This is a genomic window from Pseudoclavibacter terrae, assembly GCF_008831075.1.
Taxonomy (GTDB): domain Bacteria; phylum Actinomycetota; class Actinomycetes; order Actinomycetales; family Microbacteriaceae; genus Pseudoclavibacter; species Pseudoclavibacter terrae.
In genome coordinates this window covers 652,284-670,614 of record NZ_WBJX01000002.1, presented here as the reverse complement: position 1 = coordinate 670,614, position 18,331 = coordinate 652,284, and the positions used below count along the sequence as shown (strand labels likewise).

The 18,331-nt window shown below is 68.6% G+C and carries 18 protein-coding genes; 11 read left to right on the top strand and 7 right to left on the bottom strand.

Annotation, left to right across the window (positions count from 1 at the left end; genetic code table 11):
* Positions 1-5: 5 nt before the first annotated feature.
* On the bottom strand, positions 6-1,037 hold the full coding sequence (locus F8O03_RS18415; protein WP_244296111.1) for a hypothetical protein: 1,032 nt from the start codon (positions 1,035-1,037) through the stop codon (positions 6-8).
* Here F8O03_RS18415 and F8O03_RS09340 point away from each other — a divergent pair.
* A complete protein-coding gene (locus F8O03_RS09340) occupies positions 1,012-1,233 on the top strand; it encodes a hypothetical protein (protein ID WP_151423589.1) in 222 nt (73 codons plus the stop codon). The two genes, F8O03_RS18415 and F8O03_RS09340, sit on opposite strands and share 26 nt — an antisense overlap.
* Before the next feature lie 61 nt (positions 1,234-1,294).
* Here the strand turns inward: F8O03_RS09340 and F8O03_RS09335 are convergent, their stop codons facing one another.
* Positions 1,295-1,936, bottom strand: a complete 642-nt coding sequence (locus F8O03_RS09335) for a Pr6Pr family membrane protein (protein ID WP_151423588.1) — start codon at positions 1,934-1,936, stop codon at positions 1,295-1,297.
* A 64-nt stretch (positions 1,937-2,000) separates the two neighbouring features.
* Between F8O03_RS09335 and F8O03_RS09330 the strand changes: the two genes are divergently transcribed.
* Positions 2,001-3,026 (top strand): sensor histidine kinase, encoded by a 1,026-nt coding sequence (locus F8O03_RS09330; protein WP_151423587.1) that lies wholly within the window; start codon positions 2,001-2,003, stop codon positions 3,024-3,026.
* Between the two features lie 36 nt (positions 3,027-3,062).
* Here F8O03_RS09330 and F8O03_RS09325 read toward each other — a convergent pair whose 3' ends face one another.
* The 4 genes from F8O03_RS09325 to F8O03_RS09310 form a co-directional block, all read right to left on the bottom strand.
* Positions 3,063-3,956: an SDR family oxidoreductase gene (locus tag F8O03_RS09325; RefSeq protein WP_104253367.1), complete on the bottom strand. Its 894-nt coding sequence runs from the start codon at positions 3,954-3,956 to the stop codon at positions 3,063-3,065.
* A 72-nt stretch (positions 3,957-4,028) separates the two neighbouring features.
* Positions 4,029-4,829, bottom strand: a complete 801-nt coding sequence (locus F8O03_RS09320; protein ID WP_151423586.1) for an SDR family NAD(P)-dependent oxidoreductase — start codon at positions 4,827-4,829, stop codon at positions 4,029-4,031.
* A 63-nt stretch (positions 4,830-4,892) separates the two neighbouring features.
* The gene (locus F8O03_RS09315) at positions 4,893-5,783 is read right to left on the bottom strand and encodes an SMP-30/gluconolactonase/LRE family protein (protein WP_151423585.1); all 891 of its coding nucleotides are present in this window, start codon (positions 5,781-5,783) and stop codon (positions 4,893-4,895) included.
* The gene (locus F8O03_RS09310) at positions 5,773-7,578 is read right to left on the bottom strand and encodes a glycoside hydrolase family 15 protein (RefSeq protein ID WP_151423584.1); all 1,806 of its coding nucleotides are present in this window, start codon (positions 7,576-7,578) and stop codon (positions 5,773-5,775) included. The genes F8O03_RS09315 and F8O03_RS09310 overlap by 11 nt, the downstream gene beginning before the upstream one ends.
* A gap of 208 nt (positions 7,579-7,786) precedes the next feature.
* On the opposite strand from F8O03_RS09310, the gene F8O03_RS09305 reads away from it, so the two are divergent.
* From F8O03_RS09305 to F8O03_RS09280, 6 genes are read left to right on the top strand one after another with little or no spacing between them, the layout of a single operon-like run.
* Positions 7,787-8,857, top strand: a complete 1,071-nt coding sequence (locus F8O03_RS09305; RefSeq protein WP_151423583.1) for an acyl-CoA/acyl-ACP dehydrogenase — start codon at positions 7,787-7,789, stop codon at positions 8,855-8,857.
* Positions 8,854-10,368, top strand: a complete 1,515-nt coding sequence (locus tag F8O03_RS09300; RefSeq protein WP_244296109.1) for a PIG-L family deacetylase — start codon at positions 8,854-8,856, stop codon at positions 10,366-10,368. The genes F8O03_RS09305 and F8O03_RS09300 overlap by 4 nt, the downstream gene beginning before the upstream one ends.
* A complete protein-coding gene (locus F8O03_RS09295; protein WP_151423582.1) occupies positions 10,365-11,195 on the top strand; it encodes a glycosyltransferase family 2 protein in 831 nt (276 codons plus the stop codon). The genes F8O03_RS09300 and F8O03_RS09295 overlap by 4 nt, the downstream gene beginning before the upstream one ends.
* Positions 11,192-11,716 (top strand): hypothetical protein, encoded by a 525-nt coding sequence (locus F8O03_RS09290; RefSeq protein ID WP_151423581.1) that lies wholly within the window; start codon positions 11,192-11,194, stop codon positions 11,714-11,716. The genes F8O03_RS09295 and F8O03_RS09290 overlap by 4 nt, the downstream gene beginning before the upstream one ends.
* A complete protein-coding gene (locus tag F8O03_RS09285) occupies positions 11,713-13,140 on the top strand; it encodes a phytoene desaturase family protein (protein WP_151423580.1) in 1,428 nt (475 codons plus the stop codon). Before F8O03_RS09290 ends, F8O03_RS09285 begins: the two co-directional genes overlap by 4 nt.
* 29 nt (positions 13,141-13,169) lie before the next feature.
* The gene (locus F8O03_RS09280) at positions 13,170-14,096 is read left to right on the top strand and encodes an aldose 1-epimerase family protein (RefSeq protein ID WP_151423579.1); all 927 of its coding nucleotides are present in this window, start codon (positions 13,170-13,172) and stop codon (positions 14,094-14,096) included.
* Between the two features lie 58 nt (positions 14,097-14,154).
* Here the strand turns inward: F8O03_RS09280 and F8O03_RS09275 are convergent, their stop codons facing one another.
* Positions 14,155-15,201, bottom strand: coding sequence for a LacI family DNA-binding transcriptional regulator (locus F8O03_RS09275; RefSeq protein WP_104253357.1), 1,047 nt, complete (start codon positions 15,199-15,201; stop codon positions 14,155-14,157).
* Between the two features lie 117 nt (positions 15,202-15,318).
* On the opposite strand from F8O03_RS09275, the gene F8O03_RS09270 reads away from it, so the two are divergent.
* From F8O03_RS09270 to F8O03_RS09260, 3 genes are all read left to right on the top strand, one after another.
* Positions 15,319-16,143, top strand: coding sequence for a Nif3-like dinuclear metal center hexameric protein (locus F8O03_RS09270; RefSeq protein WP_151423578.1), 825 nt, complete (start codon positions 15,319-15,321; stop codon positions 16,141-16,143).
* Between the two features lie 102 nt (positions 16,144-16,245).
* Positions 16,246-16,980: a zinc ribbon domain-containing protein gene (locus tag F8O03_RS09265; RefSeq protein WP_151423577.1), complete on the top strand. Its 735-nt coding sequence runs from the start codon at positions 16,246-16,248 to the stop codon at positions 16,978-16,980.
* A 149-nt stretch (positions 16,981-17,129) separates the two neighbouring features.
* A complete protein-coding gene (locus F8O03_RS09260; RefSeq protein ID WP_104253354.1) occupies positions 17,130-18,281 on the top strand; it encodes an ABC transporter ATP-binding protein in 1,152 nt (383 codons plus the stop codon).
* The last annotated feature ends 50 nt before the right edge of the window (positions 18,282-18,331 follow it).

Sequence of the window (18,331 nt, the reverse complement as noted above, 5' to 3'; positions counted from 1 at the left end):
GACTCTCAGTCATCACCGTCGAAAAGCCCACCGTCGAGCACCCAGTTGTACCGGAGGCGCAGCGCGCGTTCGGTGCTCGCCACCAGGCTCGCGACGACGAGGGAGATATTGAGCCAGGACGGAAGATGGATCGGCGAGGAGAACGTGCCGAACCGATCCGCGATCGGTGGGATGCTCGTCAGCTGCTCTGCGATCTGCGGCAGGCCGAGCACGAGCGCGACGACGAGGATGCTCACAGCCGCGATGCCGATGAAGCGACTCAGTCCTGGCCGGTCCCAATGCAGTCGCGCTCTGCGCCCTTCCGCGGAGCCAGGGTCGGGCACGAGCTGCTGTTCGCGTCCCTCCGCCGAGACGAAGTGGCAGCGTTTGAGCCCGTAGCCGCTGGTGACGACCTCGATCGTGCCTCCGGGGGCCTGGAACAGGGCGGGGAGCTTCGACTGCGCCACATGGCGCCCATCCCGGTAGAGGCCCGCCACAACCTCGCCGTCGGAGTCTCCCCAGAGCTTCACGTCCACCGACCAGAGGTGCTGCACGCCGTCGCCTTCGACGAGCCGGAGGTGGAACAGGGCACGTGAGAAGGGCTGCCACCACCGATACCGCTTGAGCTCGTGGCCATCACCGGCCGTCACCTTCCGGGTGGCCCGCTTGCGTTTCCAGTCCGAGAACATCGCGGTCACGGTAACAACAGGCCCTGCGTGGCTCCCGAACACCGTGACCGGAACGTAGCCGTTCGGGCGCTTGCGGCCAGATAGATTGAAGTCTTCCCGACCCGGAGGATCGCCCGTGACTCGCCCGTCGCCCAAGAAGCGCTCCCGCGCCGGAAGAGACAGCGCCAAGCGCGCGCCGACGACTGCTGGTCCAGGCCGGAAGCGGGTCGCGCCCCGCTCGGGTTCCGCGACGACGAGGCCGCGTCCGCCTCGACGTGCGAGCACGCCGCCGGCCAGGGGCGGCGGTACGAGCGCGAGCAGATCGTCGCGGCCAGCCGCCGCGAGGCGAGCGCCCGTGTGGTGGATGCAGGCGAAGCCGGTCACCTCCACGCTGCGCTATCCGCGGCTCGCCGCGCTCGCATTCCTGCTGGCGGTCACGTTCGTGACACTCGCTGCGACACTCGGCATTCTCTGGCTCTTCGTGCCGGAAGTCGCTGCGCGTACGGTCGAGCAGGGTCTCCAGCTGGCCCTCGGACTCGCCGAGGTCGTGCAGTCCGCCGTCTCGTGGCTCGGGTCGGTGCTCTAGCGCCTCGAACGTGCAGGCCACCTGTCACGGTCTCCCTCACCCGGTCTCGCGTCCTCCACGTTCAGCCGCGCACAGACCCCCGGAAGCGGCTCGCCCACCAGACGAACGTGGCCGCCACAAGGAGAGCACCGAGCAGGCCCACGACGTGCAGGAACAGAGAAACGGGCCCGTGCTCCGGCAGCAGGAACCCGTAGGGCACCCAGCCGTCAGTCGCACCTCGGAGCAGCACGACGAGCATCCAGAGCAGCGGGTAGGGCAGCACGACCCACAGCCGCTGCCAGGCCAGTCGCGGGCGATCACCGACGAGCAGCCAGTCGAGGACCACGTAGGTGGGGAAGACGACGTGCAGGATGGCGCTCACCCACGGAGGCGCAGAACCGGTCCCAGGCACGAGCGTGTTGTAGATGACACCCACGATGATCATGCAGCTCGTAGCGACACCACGGAGAACCGCGAGCCATGCGGGAGCGTCGCGCCCGAGCATGGCGAGGACTCCCGCCGCGATGAGGAGTCCGCTCGTGATGAGGCTCGTCTGGTTCGTGAAGTAGCCGAAGAAGTCGAACGGGTTGCTCTCGCCGACACCGATGCGGCCGACGTAGGTGGAGACGAGCATCGCGATGACGGCGAGACCGACGCCGATCCGCACCACGCCGACGACTCGGCGTGCCGTCGTGGACGCCTGGTGCTCTGTCGTGCTCGTCATCTGCGTCAGCCTAGGGCCGCGAGGCTGGCACGGGACTGCGACCCGCGCTCGTAGGATCTGGAGCGTGACCGACGATTTCCCCCTTCGCGACCCCGCTGCCACCACCGCCCACGTGGCGGAGTCCGATCTCACCGACGCCATCGACGAGGTCCTCGATGCCGCGATGACGTTGCTCTCGGAACGCGGCGATGCGGCGGTCGAAGATGGCGACCTCGATCCCGTCTTCCGCGCCCACGTCGTGGAGATCCTCACCGAGGCTTGGACCAGGCTCGCGGGACTCCGCGATTTCGGGTACCTGCAAGCCCCCGCATCGCTGGACCTCGGCCTCATGCAGGCGACGGCCGACGTGCTGCTCGCCCAGGGCCTGCACCCTGCCCAGCCTCTCGTATCGGCGAACGTCCTCTTCGAGGTCGCCCTTCCCGCCTTCGCTTCCCGGATGCCCGTGCCGACGGTGACGGTTGCCCAGGTACTGCACTCGAGTGTGTTCGGCAGATTCGTCCCGGGTGCGCTCGCCTACGCCGAGACGCTCCGTGGGCAGCTCTCCGGAGTTGAGCGCGTCGCAGAGCTCCGCCTCGCGCGTCAGCTGCGGGAGTCGATCCTGCCCGAGCTGGCCGGTGACCGTCCCGCTCGAGCAGCGGCACTCGTCGACGCGCTGAGCTGGGACCTCGAGCACCCGGTACCGCAGGGTTTCCCGGATGCGCTGCTCGAGTACGCGGGCCACGAGCTGCCGGTCCTGACGCCCGTGCCGGTCACGGAGATCGGCACCAGGGGGCGAATCGCCGCGCCTGCAGCGGAGGAGCTGCATGCCATCGCGGTGGAGGCGATCAGGAACGCGAGGCGTCATGCTGGGGCGAGTCGGATCGACGTCGTGCTGCTCTGGCGGCCCTCGACGCTGGTCCTCACGGTCACGGACGACGGGCACGGCGCCGCCGCGCCGCTGGAAGAGCTCGGGGCGCGAACCCACGGCATCGCCTCCATGCGGCAGCGGGCGGCCCTTGTCCACGCACGCATCCGCTTCGAGACGGACGAGACGGGCACGACCGTGACGCTGACGTGCCCGACGGGTGCAGACGAGGACGCCCGCGCCTGAGGCGCGGGCGTCCGAGGTCGACGAATCAGTCGAGCGCTACGGCGTGGGCATGCCGCCGTTCACGTTGAGCGTCTCTCCGAGCACGTAGCTCGACTCGGGTGATGCCAGGAAGACATACGCGGGTGCGAGCTCTGCTGGCTGCCCCATGCGCCCGAGCGGCGTGTCCTCGCCGAACTGCTCGACCTTCTCCGGCGGCTGGCCGTCCGTGACCTGGAGGGGCGTCCAGATCGGGCCGGGCGCGACCGCGTTGACGCGGATGCCCTTCGGCGCGAGCTGCTGCGCGAGCCCCTTCGTGAACGCGTTGATCGTCGCCTTCGTCGATGCGTAGTCGACGAGGATCGGAGCTGGCGAGTACGCCTGGATCGACGTGGTGTTGATGATCGTCGACCCCGGCGGGAGGTGCGGGATCGCGGCCTTCGAGATCTCGAACATCGCGTAGACGTTGACCTTGAACGTCTCGTCGAACTGCTCGCTCGTGAGCGTCGTCAGGTCCTCGTTGTAGATCTGCTTGCCAGCGTTGTTGACGAGGATGTCGAGTCCGCCGAGCTTCGCGACGGCAGCATCCGCGAGGCCCTTCACGTACTTCTCGTCGGTCAGGTCACCGGGCAGCTGCACCACGTTGACGCCGGCGTCCTGCGCGATTGCGGTGATGCGGTCTGCATCCTCCTGCTCGTCGGGCAGGTAGGCGAGAGCGACGTCGGCGCCTTCGCGTGCGAATGCGATGACCGTTGCAGCCCCGATGCCGGAGTCGCCACCTGTGACGAGGGCGCGGCGCCCCTTGAGCCGGCCGGAACCCTCGTAGGTGCTCTCACCGAGGTCAGCGGTGTCGCGGAGCTTCGCGTCGAGCCCCGGCTCCGTCTGGTCGTCGCTATTCGGCTCGATCTCGCTGTAGAGCTTGGTCGGGTCGGTGAAGGTGTACTGATTTGCCATGTTCGACTCCTGTTCGTTCGTTTGATCGTTCGTGGGTGAGGGGAAGGCGAGTCCGCGCGAAGCGGACGACGCTCAGATGGTGGCGACCGAGCCGGCGTCGACCCGGTAGTTCGAGCCGTTCACGAAGGAGGCTCGGTCCGAGCAGAGGAAGGTGATGACGGAGGCGACCTCATGCGCCTCGCCGCGGCGGCCGAGTTCCATGTACGGGCGCTCCTCGTCGAGGAACGATTCGATGGCCTCGTCGAAGCTGGTGCCGAGCTCCTTCGAGCGCTTCTCCATCATCGCGTCGGTCATGGGCGTCGAGATGAAGGCTGGGGAGACGGCGTTCACCAGGAGCCCCTCGGAGGCGTAGCTGCGGGACAGGCCCTTCGAGAGCGCGAGGATGCCCGCTTTGGCCGCGCAGTAGGGCAGCTCGTCGTCGTACGGCTGGACCGCATCCTCGGAAGCGAGGAAGACGATGCGCCCCCAGCCACCCTTGCGGAGCGATGGGAGGAACTGGCGGACGAGGCGGACCGGCCCCAGCAGGTCGATCTCGACGGTCTTGGTCCAGCCCTCGTCGTCGATCTCGTGGAAGAGCCCCTGCGCGCCGGTGATGCCGGCCGACTGGACGAGGATGTCGATGTCTCCGACGTGCTCCTGCACGAAGCCGTGGAGTTCCGCGAGATCGTCGAGCTTGGTGATGTCGGCGGCGTACGAGTAGAGGCGCCCCTCTGGCGCGTCCAGTTTCGCCGCGGCCTCCGCCAGCGACTCCTCGTCTCGGTCGCTCAGGACGACGGTCGCCCCCTCTTCGAGGAGCTGCTTCGCCGTCTCCCAGCCGATGCCCGAGTCGCCGCCTGTGATGAGTGCCTTCTTGCCGGTGATGCCGAGATCCATGTCTGTCTCTTTCGTGTCAGTCGTTCGGTGATGGTGTGCTGGCGGCCAGAGGACTGGCCGGGGTCAGCGAGACTGGCCGGTGGCCCCAAAGGCGTGGGTCGCTCGGCCTCGCCCGGTGTCCTCGAACGCGAAGATCGAACCGCTGAGCGGTGCGTCGGTGAGGCCCTCCTCCGTCAGGTTCTCGCGCGCCGTGCCGACGAAGAGGGTCGACAGATCTTCGCCGCCGAATGCGACGGAGGTCACGTTCGGGGCGGGAACGCTCAGATCCCCGAGTGGGTCCCCGTCCGAGCTCCAGTGCGCGACGCTCCCGGCTCCGTAGATGCCGTTCCAGAACGATCCATCGACCGCGCGCGCCAGACCATCCGAGTTCCGACCGCGGATGAACGGCTCGAGCTCGCCGAGGTCCTCGGGGCCGGGGCCGTACGCGGCGCGGTAGATGGTCTGCGTGGAGGTGTCCGTCACGTACACGGTGTCGCCGGAGTCGCTCCACTCGAGGCCGTTGGTCGTGTGGAACCCGCCGAGCAGCATCCGCACCGTGCCGTCGGCGTCGAACGTGTAGAGCGCGCCATCCGGGTCCGTCGACGTGGTGTTCATGGAGCCGACGACGAATCGTCCGAACGGGTCGACCTTGCCTTCGTTGAAGCGGATGCCACCGTGCGAGTGCTCGACAGAGGCGAGGGTCTTCGTCAGGTGCCCGTCGGCGTCGAGCTCGACGATGCGGTCTCGGAGCGAGGCGACGAACCCGTCACCCTGTGCTGGCTGGATCGCGCTGACCGGCGCGGGAAGCTCGACGACGCGGTCGTCGCTGCCGTCGCGTGCCCCGTCGAGTCGACCTCGATGGAAGGTCCCTGCGGTGATGTCCACCCAGGCCAGCTCGTCGGTGCGCGCATCCCACCAGATGCTCTCGACGAGCACGGAGCGCAGCTCGCGGAAGACGTTCGGTTCACTGGTCATCGTGGGCCTCCTTCGGTGCCAGGTCCTTGATCATGAGGGCGGCGTTGATGAGCGCGAGGTGGCTGAGCCCCTGGGGGAGGTTGCCCCAGAACGCCCCGTCGCCTGCGGCGACCGTCTCGGCGAGCAGACCGACATCGTTGGTCTGCGTCACGAGCGCTCCCATCGCCGCGACCGCCTCGTCGTGCCTGCCGACGCAAGCGAGCGCCGAGACGCGCCAGAATGCGCAGGCGACGAACGTGTGCTCTTCGTCGGCGACACCGGAGTAGCGGTAGAGCAGGTGGCCAGCACCGAGTTCCCTCGTCAGCGCGTCGATCGTGGATGACATGCGCTCGCCACGGTCGAACCCGCTCGGCGCGTGCAGCAGGACGGAGGCGTCCAGGCGGTCCGACCCCGGGTGCATGACGTAGCTCGCGAGGTCCTCTGACCAGCAGTGCTCGTCGGTCCAGTCGTGAATACGGTCGCGTTCCGCTCGCCAGCGCGCGACGTCGCCGTTGATGTGCGCGCCATCCGCCAGCGCGATCGCGTCGGTCAGCGCCTGCCAGCACCCCATCTTCGAGGACGTGTAGTGCTGCTCGTCCTCGAGCTCCCACATCCCCGCGTCGCGGCTGCGCCACTCGTCGCACACTTTGTCGGCGACCTTGGCGAGCAGGCGCGCTGTCTCGACGTCCAGCAGGTTGCCGTCGTCGACGTAGGTGCGGCTGATGGCGATGAGGTCGCCGTAGATGCCCAGCTGGAGTTGACCCTGCGCGGGGTTGCCGGTGACGACCGGGCCGATGCCGCGCCAGCCAGGTACGTCGTACTCGACGACACCGGCGCAGGTCGAACCGCCGAGGGAGTACATCACGAGGACGTCCGGCCCCTGTTCGCGGATGGTCCGGAGCAGCCAGGAGATCGCCGCGTGCGTCTCCTCCCGGAGTCCGAACCAGGTCAGGGAGTGAGCCGTGTAGGCGAGGTCGCGGATCCAGGCGAAGCGGTAGTCCCAGTTCTTGCCGCCAGCGGGGTTCTCGGGCAGGGAGGTCGTGGCGGCTGCGGCGATGGCGCCCGTCGGGCTGTGGATGAGGAGCTTCAGGGCGAGAGCGCTGCGCTGGACCTGCTCGGACCACGGACCCTCGTATGAGAACTCGTCCGACCAGGTCAGCCAGCTGTCGATGGTCCGGTCGATGCCCTCATCGACCTTCGCGGGATCCGGCACCCGGAGCGGTTCACCCTCCGTCGCTGTCAGGACGAGGAGGTGCCGTGAGCCCGCGGTGGTGGCGAAATGGCCGTGGAGTTCGGCGGGGTCAGCGCTGGTCGGGTCGGAGGAGGCCGGACCGTGGTCTGAGCCGACGACGGCCATCGAGAGCTGACCGCAGCGGATGATGGTGTGCTCGCCGACCCGGTCGAGCCACGGAGATCTGGTCCCGAGCATGGTTCCGGGCGAGATCCGCCAGGTGAACTCGACGGATCCCTCGAGCCCGTCCACGCGACGCGCGAACTCGGCCCAGGGGAGGCGTCCGGCGACACCCGTGACCATGGCGTCCGTGACACGTGCGACGCCGCTGGCGGTTGTGAAGGTCGTCTCCAGCACGTTCGTCTTCTCGACGTAGCGGCGTGAGGATTCGTAGGCCTCGCGAGGGACGAGCTCGACGGATCCGCCGGTCTCCTCGTCAAGGATGCGTGCGAAGACGGGGACGGAGTCGAGGTTCGGGAGGGGCAGCCAGTCGACCCGACCGTTCGGGGCGACGAGGGCGACGGTGCGGCCGTCGCCGAGGGCGGCATAGTCGCGGAGGGGGAGTCCGGGGGGAGTCTTCGTCATGAGGCTGACGACGCTACGGGACGTCACGGCCGACTCCGTGGGAATTTCCTCCGCGTGCCTGGGCGTCTGTCGGTCCTCGTGAGCGCGCGTGGTTAGTGGGTTGCTGGACCGGTGTCAACCCTCCCGGTGACTCACGGTCGAGGTGCGTAGCGTGCCACGTTCGGGCCGTGTGTCGGCTCCGCGCGATGGACTTCGGGAAGGAGAGCACGTGTCTGAAAGCTTCCAGGGCCTCGACGTCGAACCTGAATTCTGGGGTGGTTCGTCCGCGCTCCTGGCGGTGGCTGGCTCGTGCAATGGGGATGCGGCGCCGCTCATCGATGCCCTGCGCGCTTCGCCCCCGCCGCCCGTTCCTGGTGCCGGCCGGACACGGTCACTGTTCGGCTTGCTCGCCAGCTTCGGGGCGCTCGATCTGACCGCCGCCCGAGTCATCGAGCCGCATTTCGATGCCGCGGCCATCATGACCCAGTCGGGTTCTGCCATCGACCCCGGGACCAGCTGGGGTGTCTTCGCCTCCGCCTCGCCTGTCGAGGTCCACTGGGAACAGGAGTCGGCGGCGAGCGTCGACAGCGCGCCGCGTCGCGCGACCCTCTCGGGCACGAAGCGGTGGTGCTCGCTTGCCGCGAGCCTCGACCGTGCGCTCGTGACCGCGTCGGACGAGCATGGCGAGTGGACGTTCGTGCTCGACCTCAACCAGGACGCCGTCATTCCTCATGAAGGGGGCGCGCCCCTCACCGGCCTCAGGGGTGTGCCGAGCGGGGCGGTGGAACTCGATGCCGCGTCAGCGTGGACCATCGGCGGCGGCGCTGGCTGGTACACATCGCGTCCGGGTTTCGCCTGGGGTGGCATCGGTGTCGCCGCTGTCTGGTTCGGCGCCGCGGTAGCGCTCGGTCGGGCGCTCCAGAGCTCGGCGCGGTCTCGTGAGCCGGACCAGCTTGGGTACGCCTGGCTGGGGGAAGCTGACCGCCTGCTGCACGGCATCCGCGTGCAGCTGGAGGACGCCGCCGACCGCATCGACGATGGGACGGCGGACTGGGGGCTGGCGCAGCGGGTGCGCGGGAACACGGCGAGCGGATGCACCCGGCTCCTCGCGCTCTGCGGGGAGGCGCTCGGACCGGCGCCCCTCGCCTTCGACTCCGTCCACGCCAGGCGCGTCGCGGACCTGACCATGTACCTCCGGCAGCACCATGGCGCGCGCGATGACGCGGCCCGTGGGCGGTCTCTCTCCGACCTTCTGCGCGCAGAACGCGACGGGACATCTTCCGGGGGAGGAGCCTCGTGATCGGCGCCGCGCAGCCATCGTTCACGCACCTGCAGGGGGGTACTCCCGAGGCCGCCTGGCTGGAGGCCGGCGTCGCCAGTCTGCCGCAGCTCGACGCTGAGCTGTTCCCGCAGGAGGGCGGAGCGGAGACGATGCTGCTGGTCGGGGCAGCGCATCCCGACGACGAGTCCCTCGGCGCCGCAGGGCTCGTCGTCTCCGCGCTTGCCGCGGGCGTGGACGTGAGCGTGCTGTTGTGCACCAGGGGCGAGGCCTCCCATCCGGGGTCGCCGAGCGTGTGCAATGAGAGGCTTGGCGAACTCAGACGCGCTGAGTTCGAGGCCGCTCTCCGCGAGCTGCTCGAGGGCGCGGCGATGATCGCCCGCCTGGCGGGACGGTCGGTCGGTCGCCTCGATCTCTCCGAACTCGGACTGCCCGATGGGCAGCTGTCGAGCGCCGTCGACGAGATCGCAGCGGCCGCAGGATCGACGCTGCGCCACGCCTCGCAGCAACGGCTGATCGTCGCTGCCCCCTACCGACGCGACGGGCACGCCGATCACGACGCCGTCGGTGAGGCGCTGGCCCGGGCCGCACTGGACGCCGATGCGGTGCTGCTGGAGTTCCCGATCTGGTTCTGGCACTGGGCTGACCCGGAGACGGATGCGGAGTGGCGCCACTGGCGGAGCCTCCCGCTCGCCCCGGAGACCGCTCAGGCGAAAGACCGCGCTATCCTCGCCCACGCGTCACAGGTGCGTCCCCTCTCCGACGCGGCAGGGGACGAGCCGGTGCTGAGTCAAGCGCACCTGCAGCACTTCCGGCGAGGCCTCGAGGTCTTCCGGGTGACGGCTCCCGCCACCCGAGACTCCGGTTCCGCGCGCTTGGCCTTCGACGAAGTCCACGTTGATGCCGCCGACCCGTGGGAGCTCCGCTCGAGCTGGTACGAGCGGCGCAAGCTCGACCTGCTGCTCGCGATGCTGCCGGCCGATCGCTACGAGCAGGGCCTCGAGATCGGCTGCTCGATCGGGGAGAGCACGGCGAAGCTCGCGGACCGGTGCTCCCGGCTCCTGGCCGCGGATGCGAGCCCTGAGGCGTTGAAGCTCGCCGGGGAGAGGCTCACGGGCACCGGACACGTCGATCTGGTCCTCGCGACCCTCCCACGCGACTGGGCCGCGCTCGGCGTCGAGGATGGGCAGCTGGACCTCGTGGTGCTCTCCGAGACGGGCTACTACCTCGCCGAGGACGAACTGTGCGAGCTCATCGCGAGATCGCGGCGGGCGCTGGCCCCAGCGGGAGTGCTCGTGCTGTGCCATTGGCGTGGTCCCATCGTCGGCTGGCCGCTCGACGGGGATCGCGTGCACTCGCTGACCGCCCGTCTCGGCATGCGCCGCCTGGCCTCCTACAGGCAGGACGAGACGCTGATCGACATCTACGAGAACGGGAACGACGCCGAGAACTCCTGCTTCGCCAGCTCGCCCATGGCTGCGAAGACGGGTTCTGATGTCGACAGCGGCCGACCCCAGGAACAGCAGTCGTGAGCTCCACGTCGCGACCAGGAGGCGTCCGCGAGGATGCTCGTATCCGCGACGTGCGCATCGTCGTCCCGGCACGCGATGAAGAGCGCACCCTCGAGACCTGTCTCGCTGCGCTCACCGCAGCGATGGACGCCCTCGGCAGGGCTCAGCGAGACTTCCAGGTGCGGGCTCAGGTAGTTCTGGTCCTCGACTCCTGCATCGACTCGAGTCTCGAGATCGCGAAGCGCGCCGCAGACCGCGATCCCCGCATCCACCTGATCGAACGCGCCCACGGTTCCGTGGGCCGCGCGAGACGCGACGGTGTCCGTACCGCACTCACCCTGTCGGCAGCCCACTCGGGAGACACCCCACTCGAACTGCACACCGTCTGGATCGCCTCGACGGATGCGGACTCGGTCGTCCCGAGGGACTGGCTGGTCGGGCAGCTCGAGTTCGCCGACGACGGAGCCGACCTGCTGCTCGGCACGGTGCTCCTCGCGCACAGCGGCGACCCTCGGAACACGGAGCTCGAGACCAGATGGCTCGAGGAGTACGTCCTCGAAGAGGGGCACCCGCACATCCACGCCGCGAACCTCGGCGTCCGAGCCTCCACCTACCTGCAGGCCGGCGAGTACCCCCCACTGCGCGAGCACGAGGACGTCGAGCTCGCCTCGGCGGTTTCGCGCCTCGGCGGCGTCGTCCGCTCGAGCGCCAGGCATCCGGTCGTGACCTCTGCACGCACGACCGGACGCACCCCAGGTGGGTTCGCGATGTTCCTCAGCCGTCTTTGCGGTGAGGAACAGACACCACGAGAGAATCAAGACACGACGATCGTCAGGAGCATCCGATGACATCACCACGAGGATTCGACCACGAGGTCTACGCTGGCTACCTCAACGCGCACCTCCTTGCCTCGGAGGCTGGCCTCAAAGCCTTCAAGTCCGCCACTGCCACCTGGGCGGGCACGCCCCACGAGAAGACCATGCGTGTACTCGTGGCACACATCGCTGCAGACCGGCGCGACCTCAAGACGCTGATCGAAGGGCTCGGCTACCAGGAGTCCTTCCTCAAGCTGTGGCTCACCAACGGCGCACGTCTCGCGGGCACCTTCAACCCCGTGAACCTCCTCCGCCTGCGCCGTCGACCGAGCACCCAGCTCGAACTGGACATGCTCACCGGCATGGTCCGCGCCAAGCTGTCCATGTGGGAGGCGCTCATCGCGATGCAGCCCAGAGACCCGCGACTTGTGCGCGCCGGGCTCGAAGAGCTCCTGGCGCGTTCGCAGGCGCAGATCGACCTCCTCCAGAGCATCAGCCAGGACTCCGTGGAGGAGCGCTTCCTCGAGCAGGACAAGGCGGACTCCAGGCCATGAATCGGCGCGCGATCGTCGTCGGCGCGGGTCCGAACGGTCTCACCGCAGCGACGCTGCTCGCCAAGCGCGGCGTCGACGTCACCATCTATGAGCGCGCGGCGAAGGTCGGGGGAGCTTCTCGGTCGGCGGAACTCTTCGGAGGCGGGTACGTGAGCGATCTCGGTGCCGCAGCGCATCCGATCGGCATCGCGAGCCCCGCCTTCCGAGAGCTGGAGCTCGAGGCCAACGGCCTCACGTGGGTGCAGCCGGACATCCCCATGGCCCATCCGCTGCCCGGTGGCAGGGCCGCGATGCTGCACCGCGACATCGAGCAGACCGTGCACGAGCTCGGCGTCGACGGGCCTGCCTGGCGGTGGTTGCACGAGCACTTCTCGCACCGGCCCTTCGAGACGGTGGAGAACACGATGGGGCCGCTCCTGCGGATCCCGCCGCACCCGCTGGACATGGCGCGCCTCGGGGCCCTCGGTGCGCTCCCTGCCGCAACCCTCGCCGGCATGCTCTTCCGCAGCGGAGCCGCCAAGGCGCTGTTCGCCGGCTCATCCGCGCACGCGACGCTCCCGCTGACCCACGTGCTGACCTCCGCCTTCGGAATCACCTTCGGCGCGCTCGGCCACAGCACCGGATGGCCGGTCGCCGAGGGCGGTTCCGGGAGCATCACGGACGCGCTCGCCAGGGTCGTGCTCGCCCACGGCGGCCGCATCGAGACGAACGCCGAGGTCACCGATCTCCGGGACCTGCCGGAGGCCGACGCGGTGCTGCTCGACCTCACCCCGAAGCAGATCCTGCGCGTCGCGCACGAGCAGCTGGAGTCTCGGTACGCCGCCCACCTCGCCGGATGGAAGTACGGGGTCGGCGTCCACAAGATCGACTACCTGCTCGACGGCCCGGTGCCGTGGGCGGATCAGCGCGTGACCGGCGCAGGCACCGTGCACGTCGGTGGTCGCATGCAGGAGATCGTCGCCGCGGAACGGGCCGTGAACCGTGGCCGCATGCCCGACCGCCCATTCGTGATGGTGACGCAGCAGTCCAACGTGGACCCGAGTCGCACGCACGACGGCAAGCAGGTGCTGTGGGCATACGCGCACGTGCCGAACGGGTCTGAACTCGACGTGCGTCCGGCGCTCGAGGCGCAGATCGAGCGCTTCGCCCCCGGCTTCACGGAGGTCATCCGAGACCGCCGCGAGTGGAAGCCCAGCGCACTCGAGGCCTGGAACCCGAACCTCGTGGGCGGCGACATCGGCGGAGGGACGCTGGCTGGCACGCAGCAGATCTTCAGGCCGGCTCCATCCTTGCACCCGTACCGGGCCGGACGCAGAGGACTCTACGTGTGCTCCTCGTCGGCGCCCCCTGGGGGAGGAGTGCACGGGATGCCGGGGATGCACGCCGCGCGGGCCGTCCTGCGCGATTGGTCGCGCAGCCGGTGAGCGTGGGCTCCGAGCGCTACGGTGGAGGCATGCACCCACCCGTCACCGGCGTTCAGCACCAGCTCGAGAATGCGCGTGTCCGCGTGGCGGTCGGCACCGTCGCGGCGGTGCTTCGCTCCCTCGAAGTCGACGGCGTGCAGCTGGTCGAGGACTTCGCCGACGACGTCCTTCCGCCGTTCGGGGCCGGCATCACTCTGTTCCCGTGGCCGAACCGGGTCCGCGACGGAAAATGGAGCTTCGGCGGCAAGACGCAGCAGCTCGACATCACCGAGCCGAGCAAGGGCAACGCCTCGCACGGCCTGCTCCGCAACACCGAGTACGCGGTCCTCGACGCGGACGCCTCGAGTATCGAGCTGGGAGCGACCGCCTACCCCCAGCACGGATGGCCGTTCACCCTCCGACACTGCGTCCGCTATCGGGCGACCCAGCACGGGCTCGAGGTCACGCACACGGTCACCAATCTCGGGGCCAAGGACGCGGTGTTCGCCGTCGGCGCGCATCCGTACTTCCGACTTGGCGACGAGCCGATCGGCGACCTCGTGGTCACGTCCGACCTGACCGAGCGGGTCCTCCTCGACGATCGCCTGCTCCCCATCGGCACGGAGCCTGTCGTCGCCGGAGGTGAGTTCGACCTGACATCGGGACGCGAGCTCCGAGAACTCGACCTGAACTACGCATTCAAGGTCCGGCCGAACGGCGAGAAGACGCTGGTCACCCTCTCATCCCGATCGGGTGCCCGCCTCGAGCTGTGGGGCGACGACGACTTCCGGTACGTCCAGCTCTACACGCCGAGCGACTTCCCTCGACCCGAGGGGCACCACGGCGGTACGGGCCTCGCATTCGCTGCAGAGCCCATGACGGCACCGCCGGACGCCCTGAATTCCGGCACCGACCTCATCGGGATCGAACCGGGCGAGGTCTGGACATCCTCCTGGGGAGTCACGTTCACTCGCTAGCAGGCAGTCCTGATGGCTTGATCGCCGGTGACCGGTCGCCCGTCAGACGCCAGTGCGTTCAGATGCCGGAGCCTGACGACCGTCGCACGACGAGGCGCGGCTCGATGAGCAACTCATGCGGCAGCGAGTCGTTGCCGGCCTCGGCTTCGATGAGCCAACGGGCAGCCTCTCGTCCGATGACGCCGTTGTGCGGGTCGACCGAGGTCAGCGAGACTCCGGCTATCGACGCGAGGAACGAGTTGTCGTACCCCGTGAGCGCCACGTCCTCCGGGGTCAGCCCCCGCTCATCGAGGGCGCGCTGCACTCCGAGAGCCGCGAGGTCGTTCGCCGCGATGATGGCCGTCGGCCGGTTCTCGCGAGAGAGCAGGCTCGTCGCGGCCACGTAGCCGCCGAGCTCCGTGAAGTCGCTGTCCTGCACATGCACGTGGCGTGCGAGCCCGTGCCTGGTCATGGCCTCCTCGTAGGCGTCCGCTCGGCTGCGACCGACGGCCGTCATACCGCCGAGGTGCGCGATGTCACTGTGCCCGAGACTCGTGAGGTGCTCGATGAGGAGGGCGAGTCCCTTCCTGTCGTCGGTTCGGACGCTGCCCGCGCTCGGCAAGCCCTCCGCCAGGCCCGAAGCCACGACGACCGGGCGGTCCTCGGCGAGCGAGCCGAGTGACGTCACGTCCGGAAGGGAACCGGCGATGAGGACGCTTCGGGGACGCAGATCGCTGAGCGTCGCGATCGTTCCCTCGTTCAGGAGACGAACGGTCCCGGATTGCGGCAGCACGGCGGTTGTCATCAAGCCGCGGCGCCCCGCCCGGTCGAACTCCAGGCTCGCGGCGTCGATGATCTCGGCGAAGACTGGATTCACGGGGTCGGCGACGAGGATGCCGATGAAGTCGCTCATATTCGTAGCGAGGGAACGGGCGAGCAGATTCGGGCGGAAGCCGAGCTCCTCGGCGGCGGCGAGGACGCGCCCCTTCCGGGCTTCGCTGACCTTCTCCGGGTCGCTGTAGACGAGCGACACCAGCGACTTCGAGACGCCAGCGACCGCTGCCACATCGCGGATAGTCGGACGCTTCGCGGGATTCGCGACAGCGTCGCGCTGTTGTTCTGACAAGACGTCTCCTGGGGGAAACTCTGATAGCAGGACTGCCGGGGGGGAAGGAGCAATGAACTGCTCACTCTACGCGGAAAGTCCACTGCTTGGCCGTATCACCGCAGCTAGGATCGCCCTATGGTGACCCGACTGCGCGACGTCCTGGAATTTGCCGAGAGAAGCTGGCCGACGGCGGGGGCGGAGCCCTGGGATTCCGTCGGACTCGTGTCCGGTTCGCCCGAGGCGACGATCACCCGGATCCTGCTGGCGGTGGATGCGACGCGGATCACCGTCGACGAGGCGGTCGACACCTCGTCTGACCTCCTCCTCGTGCATCACCCGCTGCTCCTGCGCGGTGTCACGACCGTCGCCGAGACGACGGCGAAGGGGGCACTCCTTACGAGCCTCATCCGAGCCCAGTGCGCCTTGCTTGCGGCTCACACCAATGCGGACGTCGTTGAGACCGGGACCTCCGCAGCGCTCGCCGCGGCGCTTGGCCTCGAAGGTGCAGTACCCATCGTCGTGTCGACCGACCACCCGAGTCGCGGGCTCGGCCGCGTCGGCGTCCTGCCGGAACCGATGACGCTCGGTGCGCTCGCTCGGAGAGTCGCCAGCATCCTGCCGGCGACCGCTACGGGCATCCGGGCCGCGGGCGCGTTCGACCGAGTCGTCGAGACCGTCGCGCTCTGCGGAGGCGCGGGCGACTCGCTGCTCAGCGAGCCGGCAGTCGTGAGCGCGGATGTCTACATCACCAGCGACCTCCGGCATCACCCCGCCTCAGAGGCTCTCGAAGAGAGCCTGGCGAGGGGGAGCGGCCCGGCGCTCATCGACACCTCGCATTGGGCGAGTGAGTGGCTGTGGCTCGATCACGCGGCGCGAGAGCTCCGGGAGGCGTTCCCAGAGGTGGAGGTCGAGGTCTCGGAGCTGCGGACGGATCCCTGGGACTTCGCCATCCCTCAGTAGTCGACTCCGCGCACGCGAGCGCGCCCTGTGCGGGCAGCTCGCGACTTCACGACAGAATGAGAGCACTATGAACGTCATCCAAGACATGAACACGGGCCGGGCATGAAGGCCAGCGAGGCGGACCAGCGGCGTCTGCTCGAACTCGCCGACGTCGACACCAAGCGTCGACGAGTGCAGCACGTCGCGAAGAACCTGCCAGAGCAGCATCACCTGAACGCCCTCGACGAGGAGCGGACGCAGCATCGCGCCGAGGTCGTTCGGCTGCTCGGACAGCTCGAGGACTCCCGCAGCGAGCTCAGCAAGATCGAGTCGGATGTGGCGACCGTCGAGGCGCGTCTCAAACGCGACGAGGAGCGACTGCAGGGCGCATCGAGCCGCAAGGACATCGAGGCGCTGCAGCGCGAGATCGAAGTGCTCCAACGCCGTCGCTCGATCCTCGAAGATGGCGAACTCGAGGTCATGCAGCGCGTCGAGGAGCAGACCGCTGCTCACCAGGCAGCGCTCGAGTCGCAGCGTGGAGTCGAGGAACGTGCAACCGAGCTCACGGTGCTGCGGGATGCCGCCCGCGACAACCTGAAAGGCGAGTATCGCGTGCTCGCCGAACAGCGTGCGAGCGTGCTTGCCACGCTCCCGACCGATCTCGTCGCCCTCTACGAGAAGCAGCGGGAACGGTACGGGGTTGGCGCGGCCGAGCTCATCGGCATCATTACGACCGGCACGAACGTCGCGCTCGATCGGCCGGAGCTCGAGAAGATCCGCCGCGCCGCGCCGGATGACGTCGTGATCTGCCCGGATTCCGGCGCGATCCTCGTGCGCACGGAGAAATCCTCGCTCTGATGCGAACAAGTCGCGCGCCTGCCGCTGAGTTCTGACATACTCAGTGGTGGAGCGCCGACGGCGTCGCTTGCAGTGAAACGCATCGTTGCTCCTCACCTATTACTACGGATCGTCCGGCACGTACCTGCCGGTAATGAGGGAGTACTCCTATGGCAACTGTGACCTTTGAAAGCGCCTCGCGCATCTACACCGAGGGCGCTCGCCCAGCGGTCGACAGCTTGGACCTCGAGATCGACGACGGAGAGTTCCTCGTCCTCGTCGGCCCGTCCGGCTGCGGCAAGTCCACGTCGCTGCGCATGCTCGCAGGCCTCGAGGAGGTGAACCGCGGGCGCATCCTCATCGGCGACCGCGACGTCACGCATCTCCCGCCCAAGGACCGCGACATCGCCATGGTGTTCCAGAGCTACGCGCTCTACCCGCACATGACCGTCGGCGAGAACATGGGCTTCGCCCTCAAGATCGCAGGCATCAACAAGGAAGAGCGTGCGAAGCGCGTCCTGGAGGCCGCCAAGATCCTCGACCTCGAGCCCTACCTCGACCGCAAGCCGAAGGCGCTCTCCGGTGGTCAGCGCCAGCGCGTTGCGATGGGCCGCGCCATCGTCCGCAGCCCCCAGGTGTTCCTCATGGATGAGCCGCTCTCGAACCTCGACGCGAAGCTGCGCGTGCAGACGCGTACGCAGATCGCGAGCCTCACCCGCCGTCTCGGCGTCACGACGGTCTACGTCACGCACGACCAGACCGAGGCGCTCACCATGGGCGACCGCATCGCCGTGCTCAAGGACGGCGTGCTGCAGCAGGTCGGAACGCCGCGTGAGCTCTACGCGAAGCCGAAGAACGTCTTCGTCGCTGGCTTCATCGGCAGCCCGTCGATGAACATCTTCGGTGCCGACCTGACCTCCGAGGGCGTCCGCTTCGGCACCGACGTCATCCCGCTCGAGCGCGCGACGCTGGCGAAGCTCAAGTCGGGCACCGCGACCGTCGGCGTTCGCCCGGACGACATCATCATCTCGCGCGAGGAGAAGCCCGGCCTCAAGGTCGAGGTCGACCTGGTCGAGGAGCTCGGCGCCGAGGGATACCTCTACGGCCACTCGATGATCGACGGGAAGCGCACGGACATCGTCGCTCGCGTGGACGGCCGCAGCCACCCCGAGGTCGGCGAGACGATCTACGTCACGACCGACAACGACCACATCCACATCTTCGACCCGGAGACGGAGCAGCGCATCAGCGGTGCGCTCACGGAGGCCATCCGCCTCCAGGAGGCGAACGACGCTCTCGCGAGCGGCGCGGCAACCAGCTAGCAGCCACCCGCACATGCGGAACGCCCTCCGCAGATCTCGCGATCTGCGGA

Bases quoted from the DNA above. Each gene is read 5' to 3' on its own strand.
- F8O03_RS09310 (WP_151423584.1), bottom strand. From the start codon at position 7,578: ATGACGAAGACTCCCCCCGGACTCCCCCTCCGCGACTATGCCGCCCTC.
- F8O03_RS09270 (WP_151423578.1), top strand. From the start codon at position 15,319: ATGGTGACCCGACTGCGCGACGTCCTGGAATTTGCCGAGAGAAGCTGG.
- F8O03_RS09260 (WP_104253354.1), top strand. From the start codon at position 17,130: ATGGCAACTGTGACCTTTGAAAGCGCCTCGCGCATCTACACCGAGGGC.
- F8O03_RS09285 (WP_151423580.1), top strand. From the start codon at position 11,713: ATGAATCGGCGCGCGATCGTCGTCGGCGCGGGTCCGAACGGTCTCACC.
- F8O03_RS09335 (WP_151423588.1), bottom strand. From the start codon at position 1,936: ATGACGAGCACGACAGAGCACCAGGCGTCCACGACGGCACGCCGAGTC.
- F8O03_RS09280 (WP_151423579.1), top strand. From the start codon at position 13,170: ATGCACCCACCCGTCACCGGCGTTCAGCACCAGCTCGAGAATGCGCGT.
- F8O03_RS09320 (WP_151423586.1), bottom strand. From the start codon at position 4,829: ATGGATCTCGGCATCACCGGCAAGAAGGCACTCATCACAGGCGGCGAC.
- F8O03_RS09265 (WP_151423577.1), top strand. From the start codon at position 16,246: ATGAAGGCCAGCGAGGCGGACCAGCGGCGTCTGCTCGAACTCGCCGAC.
- F8O03_RS09315 (WP_151423585.1), bottom strand. From the start codon at position 5,783: ATGACCAGTGAACCGAACGTCTTCCGCGAGCTGCGCTCCGTGCTCGTC.
- F8O03_RS09325 (WP_104253367.1), bottom strand. From the start codon at position 3,956: ATGGCAAATCAGTACACCTTCACCGACCCGACCAAGCTCTACAGCGAG.
- F8O03_RS09340 (WP_151423589.1), top strand. From the start codon at position 1,012: ATGCAGGCGAAGCCGGTCACCTCCACGCTGCGCTATCCGCGGCTCGCC.
- F8O03_RS09290 (WP_151423581.1), top strand. From the start codon at position 11,192: ATGACATCACCACGAGGATTCGACCACGAGGTCTACGCTGGCTACCTC.